7 protein-coding genes and 1 other RNA gene are annotated in these 8,005 nt (G+C 70.3%); 1 reads left to right on the top strand and 7 read right to left on the bottom strand.

The window, feature by feature from the left end:
• Window positions 1-289 precede the first annotated feature (289 nt).
• From V7E46_RS29360 to ftsE, 7 genes are all read right to left on the bottom strand, one after another.
• On the bottom strand, window positions 290-1,468 hold the full coding sequence (locus V7E46_RS29360; protein WP_329178603.1) for a uroporphyrinogen-III synthase: 1,179 nt from the start codon (window positions 1,466-1,468) through the stop codon (window positions 290-292).
• 140 nt (window positions 1,469-1,608) lie between these two features.
• Complete coding sequence (locus tag V7E46_RS29355) at window positions 1,609-2,973, bottom strand: nitrate/nitrite transporter (protein ID WP_333771263.1); 1,365 nt, start codon at window positions 2,971-2,973, stop codon at window positions 1,609-1,611.
• A 194-nt stretch (window positions 2,974-3,167) separates the two neighbouring features.
• Window positions 3,168-3,559, bottom strand: a transfer-messenger RNA (tmRNA) gene (gene ssrA / locus V7E46_RS29350).
• A 172-nt stretch (window positions 3,560-3,731) separates the two neighbouring features.
• The gene (smpB, locus tag V7E46_RS29345) at window positions 3,732-4,211 is read right to left on the bottom strand and encodes an SsrA-binding protein SmpB (protein WP_329178599.1); all 480 of its coding nucleotides are present in this window, start codon (window positions 4,209-4,211) and stop codon (window positions 3,732-3,734) included.
• Window positions 4,212-4,229: 18 nt separating this feature from the next.
• Window positions 4,230-5,483, bottom strand: coding sequence for a S41 family peptidase (locus V7E46_RS29340; protein ID WP_333771262.1), 1,254 nt, complete (start codon window positions 5,481-5,483; stop codon window positions 4,230-4,232).
• Between the two features lie 111 nt (window positions 5,484-5,594).
• Window positions 5,595-6,512: a permease-like cell division protein FtsX gene (gene ftsX, locus V7E46_RS29335; RefSeq protein ID WP_329178595.1), complete on the bottom strand. Its 918-nt coding sequence runs from the start codon at window positions 6,510-6,512 to the stop codon at window positions 5,595-5,597.
• A 49-nt stretch (window positions 6,513-6,561) separates the two neighbouring features.
• A complete protein-coding gene (ftsE, locus tag V7E46_RS29330) occupies window positions 6,562-7,251 on the bottom strand; it encodes a cell division ATP-binding protein FtsE (protein ID WP_073493558.1) in 690 nt (229 codons plus the stop codon).
• A 282-nt stretch (window positions 7,252-7,533) separates the two neighbouring features.
• Between ftsE and V7E46_RS29325 the strand changes: the two genes are divergently transcribed.
• Window positions 7,534-7,725: a hypothetical protein gene (locus V7E46_RS29325; RefSeq protein ID WP_329178592.1), complete on the top strand. Its 192-nt coding sequence runs from the start codon at window positions 7,534-7,536 to the stop codon at window positions 7,723-7,725.
• Window positions 7,726-8,005: the final 280 nt, after the last annotated feature.

Below are 8,005 nucleotides of genomic sequence, written 5' to 3'. Positions count from 1 at the left end.
CCTTCCCACCCCCGCGGTTGCCCGCACCCCGGGGGCTGCCCTCTCCAGCAGACCCGAGCCCCCCAGGGGCGCGAGGAACGGCGGGCCCAGCCGAAACCCACCGAACTGCGAACGCCACCGCACGTGGCAACCCCCAGGGGCGCGGGGAACTGCGCGCCCAGCCGAAACACACCGCACGTGCGAGGGCCACCGAAAGTGGCAACCCCCACGGGCCGCGAGCAACCGCGCGACAAGCCACCCACCCGGGGGAAGGTCCCGGGAGCGGGTGCGGGGGCACCCGGGAGGAGCGTCAGACGGAGCCCGGGGCGTATTTGTCGGCGTGGGGGTCGAGCGACAGCCGATACCCCCGCTTGACGACCGTCTGAATCAGCTTCGGCGCCCCCAAAGCCGCCCGCAACCTCGCCATCGCCGTCTCGACGGCATGCTCGTCCCGCCCCGCCCCTGGCAGCACCCGCAGCAGGTCCGCCCGGGAGACGACCCACCCGGGGCGCCGGGCGAGGGCCCGCAGGAGGGCCATCCCGGCGGGCGGCACCGGCCGCAGCGCGCCGTCGACGACCACCGCCTGCCCCCGGATCTCCACCTGGTGCCCGGCCACCGGCAGCGGCCGTACCCTCCCGGGCAGCTCCCGGGACAGCAGCTGCACGAGCGGCCCGAGCCGGAAGCGTTCCGGCTGGACCGTCGGCACGTCGTGCGCCTGGAGCGGCAGCGCCGTCACCGGCCCGACGCAGGCGACGAGCACATCGCGGCGGAAGGCGGTGACAAGCTCGTCAAGCCGCCCGCGCTGCCCGGCCCGGTCCAGCAGCGACGCCGCCGCGGGCGCGCTGGTGAAGCTCACCGCGTCGATCGCGCGCGCGAACACCGCGTCGAGCAGCCGGTCCACCGGACCGATGTCCTCCGGCGGCATCCACCGGTAGACGGGTACGGCCACCACGCGCGCGCCTGCCACCCGTAGCGACTCGATGAAGCCGGGCAGCGGCTCCCCGTGCAGCTGCACGGCGACGCGCCGCCCCTCGACGCCCTGGTCGAGGAGCCGTTCTAGCACTTCCGCCATGGATTCCGAGGCGGGCGACCACGCCTCGGTGAGCCCGGCAGCTCGGACGGCGCCGCGCACCTTGGGGCCGCGGGCGAGGAGTTCGACCTCGGCGAGCCGCCGCAACAGCGGCTCGCCCAGGCCCCAGCCGTCGGCGGCCTCGATCCAGCCGCGGAAGCCGATCGCGGTGGTCGCGACCACGATGTCGGGCGCGTCGTCCAGCAGCTGCTTCGTCGTGGCCAGCAGCTCCGTGTCGTCGGGCAGCGGGACGATCCGCAGGACCGGCGCCCGCAGGACGGCCGCGCCGCGGCGTTCGAGGAGCGCGGCCAGCTCGTCGGCGCGGCGGGCCGCCGTCACCCCGACGGTGAAGCCAGCCAGCGGTGCCACCGCTGGGGGGCCGCCGTCCCCGCTGCCCTGCTGTGCCTGCTGCGGCTGCATCGATCCGCCCCACTTTGCTGCTGAGCTGCTGAAGTTCCGTGCGCTGTCCGCCACCCCGCCAGGGGACTGGCATCGTCCCAAGGCGGGGTGACGGGCTCGGTTCGCCGGGATTTCCCGGGTGTTACGTGCGGATCCGCCACTCACACCTCCGCGTAGACGGTCGCGCCGGTCGGAGCCGCCGGCCCCGCGCCTTCCGGGGAGTTCGCCGGCCGCCGCAGGTATACGGCCCAGGTGACGGCGAAGCAGATCCCGTAGTAGACGAGGAAGGACACGAAGGCGGGTGTGCCCGAACCGGTGTTGAGGAAGCTCTCGCGGAAGGCGAGGTTGATGCCGACCCCGCCGAGCGCGCCGACCGCGCCGATCAGGCCCATCGACGCGCCGGACAGCCGCCGCCCGTACGCCGCCGCGTCCTCCCCGGTGAGCCCCCTGGCCTCGGCCTTCTTGTGGAATATGCCGGGGATCATCTTGTATGTGGACCCGTTGCCGAGGCCGCTGAGCGCGAACAGCACGATGAAGCCGGGCAGGAAGAGGCCGAGCGACTTCTGCTCGGAGGCCATGACGACGGCCCCGGTGGCGGCTGCCATGGCCAGGAAAGTCCACAGCGTGATCCGCCCGCCGCCGAAGCGGTCGGCGAGCCGGCCGCCGAGCGGCCGGATCAGCGAGCCGAGCAGCGGTCCGATGAACGTCAGATAGGCCGCGTGCAGCGGGGTGCGGCCGAACTGGTTCTGCAACACCAGGCCGAAGGCGAAGCTGTAGCCGATGAAGGAGCCGAAGGTGCCGGTGTAGAGGACCGACATGATCCAGGTGTGCGGGTCCTTCGCGGCGTCGATCGCGGCCCCGGTGTCGTTCCTGACCGCGGTCAGGTTGTCCATGTACAGCGCGGCCAGTACGGCGGCGACCACGATGAGCGGGATGTAGACGGCGAGCACGACCCGCGGGTGGGCGGCGCCGGCGGTGGCGATGACCAGCAGGCCGATCAGCTGGATCGCGGCGACGCCGAGATTGCCGCCCCCGGCGTTGAGGCCGAGAGCCCAGCCCTTCTCCCGCAGCGGGTAGAAGGAGTTGATGTTGGTCATGGAGGAGGCGAAGTTGCCGCCGCCGACCCCGGTGAGCGCCGCGACCGCCATGAGCGTGGTGTAGGAGACGCCGGGCTTCATCAGGACGGCCGCGGTGACGGTCGGCACCAGGAGCAGCAGGGCGCTGGCGATCGTCCAGTTACGGCCGCCGAATCTCGCCACCGCGAAGGTGTACGGCACCCGCAGCACCCCGCCGACCAGGGTCGGCATCGCGACCAGGAAGAACTTCCCTGCTGGGTCCACGTGGTATTCGGGCCCCATGAACAGCACCATCACCGACCACAGGCTCCAGATGGAGAAGCCGATGTGCTCGGACAGCACGGAGAAGACCAGATTGCGCAGCGCGACCCGCCTGCCCCCGCCCTCGTCCCAGAACCGCTCGTCCTCGGGGTCCCACCGCTCGATCCACCGGCTTGCCCATCGACTCATGGCGCCTCCCTGTGACCTGTGCCCACCGCTCCGCCTGCTGTCGCCCCGACCCTAGGAACGACGCGTTACTGCCCCGTTCCCCGAGGTGACACGAGCGCAACCATGCACTCATTCGTCCCGCCCGACCGCTGTGAGGACGCCCCAAACGCCAAACGGCGCCCCTCGCTACGAGGGGCGCCGTCCGGCGCATGGGATGGTGGAGATGGCGGGAATCGAACCCGCGTCCTGTGGTGCGGAAACAGGGCTTCTCCGAGCGCAGTCCGCTGTGCTTTTCTCGGCCCCGGCAGTCACGCGGACAAGCCGCCGACGGGCCCAGTCACTGTTTGATTTCCTTCCAGGACCCGTGACCGGTCCTGAAAGTTTAGATCCCTAGATTATGCCAGGATCCGGGTCGGGATCACCCCCGGGCTGACACTCCGTATGAGACCTACGCTAGCTGCTTATTAGGCAGCGAGAGCGTAGGACTCGGAGGCATCGCGCTTGGTGTTGGCGATTATTGTTTGCGACATATGGTTAACGAGATCATTGCCGCTTCCTCGGCTCGCTTCCCCTGCTTCGACATCCCCAGTCGAAACCGATCATCCCCATGTGGTGTTTTCAAGGTGCACACCGGACTCACCATGGCCCGGCGCGGCTGTCTCCATCGTACGTGATCAGCGCCCGGCACGGCCAGCGTATTCCCCCGGACGGCCCTCGGGCCGCCGCACAAGCGGGCGCATCGGCACGTACCGGTGCGCAAGGGCGGCGTGACCGTGTGGTCAGGCGCGCTGGCGGCGGCGAGCCGCGGACATCACGCGGTCGGACTCGCGGCGGTCCTGCTTCTCCCGCAGCGTCTGGCGCTTGTCGTACTCCTTCTTGCCCTTCGCGACCGCGATCTCGACCTTCACCCGGCCGTCCTTGAAGTACAGGACGAGCGGCACGATGGTGTGGCCGGTCTCCTGGGTCTTGTGAACCAGCTTCTCGATCTCGGCGCGGTGCAGGAGCATCTTGCGCTTCCTGCGCGCCGAGTGGTTGGTCCAGGTGCCCTGGGTGTACTCGGGAATGTGCACATTGTGCAGCCACGCCTCGCCGCCGTCGAGCTGGGCGAAGCCGTCGACGAGCGACGCGCGGCCCATGCGCAACGACTTGACCTCGGTGCCGGTGAGCACCAGGCCCGCCTCGTACGTGTCGAGGATCAGGTAATCGTGCCGCGCCTTCTTGTTCTGCGCGATGATCTTGCGACCGGTCTCTTTTGCCATAGCCCCGTCATTGTCCCACTAGGAGGGGGTCCCGAGGCCAGCGATTACTTCGCGCGCCTCGGCCGCCGCGTCGTCGCCCGCGGCCACCTGCACGTCCGGCTCGACGCCGCGGCCGTCGACCCCGCGGCCGTCGGGCAGGCTGTAGTGGCCGACGGTCAGCTCGGCGACCGAGCCGTCGGGCAGTGTGCTGGGCATCTGGACCGAGCCCTTGCCGAAGGTGCGCGAGCCGACGACCACCGCCCGGCCGCGGTCCTGGAGCGCCCCGGCCAGCATTTCGGCCGCGCTCATGGTGCCGCCGTCCACCAGGACGACCAGCGGCTCCTCGGTGTCGCCGCCGGCCGCCGCGTACAGCGCCTGCTGGCGCCCGTGCACGTCGTAGGTGGCGACCAGGCCGCCGTCGAGGAAGGCGGACGCCACGGCGACGGCCTCCTGGACCAGGCCGCCGGAATTGCCGCGCAGGTCGAGCATCACGCCGTGCCTGGCTGACCGTACGGCGGCCCGCACCTGCTTGCCCGTGCCCTGTGTGAAGGCGTCGATGGCGATGTCGGTGGGGCCGTCAGGGCCGCTGGGGCTGCTGACGGTGACCGCCTCGGTGTCGAGCGTGGCGCGCTGCATGGTGACGGTCCACCGGCGGTCCGCGCGCCGCACTCCGAGGGTCACGGTGCTGCCCGGTACGTTGTCGCCACGCAGGTCGGCGACCACCTCGGTGACCGCCAGGCCCGTACATCGGGTCGCGTCGATGGAGTCGAGCACGTCGCCGACCCGGATACCGGCCCGCTGCGCGGGGCTGTCCGACTGCACCCGGGCGATCTGGACGAGGCCGGCGTCGATCCGCCGCACCCACAGCCCGACGCCCACATAACGCCCGTCCAGCGCCTCCTGGAGGCCCGCGTACTCCTGCGCGGTGTAGAAGGACGACCAGCGGTCACCGCTGCGGCTGACCAGCTTCTGCACGGCCGTCGCGCCGACCTTGCCCTGGGCGATCTCCTGGGCGATGCGCTCGGTGTCGACCGTTACGCGGTCGCCGGACGCCTTCTGCGCGCCGCTCTTGGCGTCGCCGCCGCTGCTCGCACCGCCCGTACGGGCCGGGTTGGCGCCGCCCGGGCCCGTGTCGGCCGTGGAGGCCGCCGCGATACGCGTCCTGGCGCGCTGCTGGGGTTCCGCCAGGCTGCCCGCGGCGGCGCCGGTGGCGAGCATGGTGCCGAAGACCAACGCCAGGGTGGCCCCGCGGCGGATGCGGCGGGGCGTCCCGAACAGCAACGGGCCGGACATGGCCGGAAGTCTAGGCCAGAAACGGGCGTGGTCGGAAAGATACGACGACCGCCGGTGCGTCCCGTGCCCAACTGGGCCCGGCGGGCCCAAGACCGGCCGGGACCGCGCCCGTCAGACCCTCAAGTACCGCCGCAGCGCGATGAACGCGGCGAACGCCGGCATCAGGAAGCCGATCAGCAGCACCAGCGGCAGCACTTGGACGACCGAGTCCCAGCCGAGGAAGGACACCAGCGGGATCTTCTCCTGGAGCTTGAGGCCGGCGTCGATCATGAAGTACCGGCCGCCGAGCAGCATCACGCAGGCGACGGCGGCGCCGACCAGGCCCGCGAAGGCGGCCTCCATGATGAACGGCATCTGGATGTAGAAGCTGGACGCGCCCACCAGGCGCATGATGCCGGTCTCCCGGCGACGGCTGAACGCCGACACGCGCACGGTGTTGATGATCAGCAGCATCGCGACGGTCAGCATGAAGGCCAGCACCACGTAGGCCGCCTTGGTCATGCCGCCGAGCAGCGAGAAGAGGTTCTTCAGCACCGCCCGCTGGTCCTCCACCGACTGCACGCCGGGGCGCCCCTGGAAGGCGCTGGCGATGACGGTGAACTTCGTCGGGTCCTTGAGTTTGACCCGGTAGTTCTCCGGCATCTGGTCCGGCGTGATGGACGCGGCCATCGGCGAGTTCTTGAACTGCTGCTCGTAGTTCTTGTACGCGCCTTCGGCGCTCTCGTAGTAGACCTTCTCCACGATCGGGAGCTTCTTGAGGTCCGCGAGGATCTGGGCCTTCTGGTCGTCGGTCACCGCGCCCTTGGCGCAGCTGGGCGTCGAACCCGCGTCGCTCTTGTTGCACATGTAGACGGTGACCTGGACCTTGTCGTACCAGTAGCCCTTCATCGAGTCGACCTGCTTGTTGGCGAGCAGGGCGCCGCCGGCGAGGGCGAGCGAGAGCGCCACGGAGATGATCACGGCGAAGGTCATCGTGAGGTTGCGCCGGAGGCCGACGCCGATCTCCGACAGGAAGAACTGGAGGCGCATGGGGGTCGAGGTTCCTTTCGGAAGGGGGACTGTGTCGTACGGCCGGCGGTCAGTGCTGGTAGCCGTAGACACCGCGCGACTGGTCGCGAACCAGCCGCCCCTTCTCCAGTTCGATGACGCGCTTGCGCATCTGGTCGACGATGTTCTGGTCGTGGGTGGCCATCACCACGGTGGTGCCGGTCCTGTTGATACGGTCCAGCAGCCGCATGATGCCGACCGACGTCTGCGGGTCGAGGTTTCCGGTCGGCTCGTCGGCGATCAGCAGCATGGGCCGGTTGACGAACGCCCGGGCGATCGCCACCCGCTGCTGCTCACCGCCGGACAGCTCGCCCGGCATCCGGTCCTCCTTGCCGGCCAGGCCGACCAGGTCCAGCACCTCGGGCACGGTCTTGCGGATGGTGCCGCGGGCCTTGCCGATCACTTCGAGGGCGAAGGCGACGTTCTGGGCGACCGTCTTGTTGGGCAGCAGCCGGAAGTCCTGGAAGACCGTGCCGAGCTGGCGCCGCATGTGCGGGACCTTCCAGTTCGACAGCCGGTTCAGGTCCTTGCCGAGCACATGCACCATGCCGGTGTCGGTCCGCTCCTCACGCAGGATGAGCCGCAGGAACGTCGACTTGCCCGAGCCCGATGAGCCGACCAGGAAGACGAACTCACCCTTCTCGATCTCCAGCGACACATCCCGCAGCGCGGGACGGTTCTGCTTGGGGTAGGTCTTGGTGACGTTGTCGAATCGGATCACGTTCGCACCAGGGGTTTGCGGGGTGAGCGGACAGGGGATGAGGGCGACACTACGCGACCGGGCAAGCCGTGCGCAGTCGTCGTACCGGGTTGGTGGGCCGTCCCACAGGGCATAACCGGGCAAGCCCGTCATTCCCCGCTCCCACACCCCCGGGCGCACCGAGCCCGGGAACCTGGCACAGTGGACAGTGCGTACGCGGTGCCGCCCCCAGGACCAGAGCGCACCCCCTCGGGAACGATTCACCCACCGGGTCCGTTCACCGGACGGAATGAGGAGATCACCATGACAGTCGACCGGCTGGTGTGCGCGAACTGTTCCGGCCCGGTGGCCGAAGGCCGCTGCCCCGTATGCCGCGCGAACCGTGCCCGCATGGAGCAGGAGCCCGGCTGGTCCTCCATATCCCCCGCGACCTTGATCGCCCTGCTGATCGCGCTCCTGGCCGTCGTCCTGGTCGTCGAACACGCCACGGCGTGACCTGAGCGGCGCGCTTCCGGCACCTTTTTCCGCACACTGGGCACTTTTCCCTTTACCTGCCCATGACCCTGCGGCGGGTGCGGCAGGCTCCTTACGGAGTTTCCCCTCGGCGGGCTGAGTCCTTCCGGCGCGACTCTCCCGGTGGATATTCCGAGGTCACGTCGATTGGTGAATCACCAGGCCGAGGACGCGCCGAATACAAGAGGGCGGGGGGGGGGGGGGGGGGGGGGGGGGGGGGGCCCCCCGGGGGGGGGGCGGCGGGGGGCGGGGGGGGGGGGGG

Origin of the sequence: Streptomyces sp. IBSBF 2435 (assembly GCF_036815005.1) — a bacterium.
GTDB lineage: Bacteria > Actinomycetota > Actinomycetes > Streptomycetales > Streptomycetaceae > Actinacidiphila.
The sequence above is the reverse complement of the archived record's forward strand: the minus strand, read 5'-3'. Positions and strand labels throughout refer to the sequence as shown.

Coding starts and splice junctions, on each gene's coding strand:
- V7E46_RS29325 (WP_329178592.1), top strand. CDS start 7,534: ATGACAGTCGACCGGCTGGTGTGCGCGAACTGTTCCGGCCCGGTGGCC.
- V7E46_RS29360 (WP_329178603.1), bottom strand. CDS start 1,468: ATGCAGCCGCAGCAGGCACAGCAGGGCAGCGGGGACGGCGGCCCCCCA.
- V7E46_RS29340 (WP_333771262.1), bottom strand. CDS start 5,483: ATGTCCGGCCCGTTGCTGTTCGGGACGCCCCGCCGCATCCGCCGCGGG.
- ftsX (WP_329178595.1), bottom strand. CDS start 6,512: ATGCGCCTCCAGTTCTTCCTGTCGGAGATCGGCGTCGGCCTCCGGCGC.
- V7E46_RS29355 (WP_333771263.1), bottom strand. CDS start 2,973: ATGAGTCGATGGGCAAGCCGGTGGATCGAGCGGTGGGACCCCGAGGAC.
- smpB (WP_329178599.1), bottom strand. CDS start 4,211: ATGGCAAAAGAGACCGGTCGCAAGATCATCGCGCAGAACAAGAAGGCG.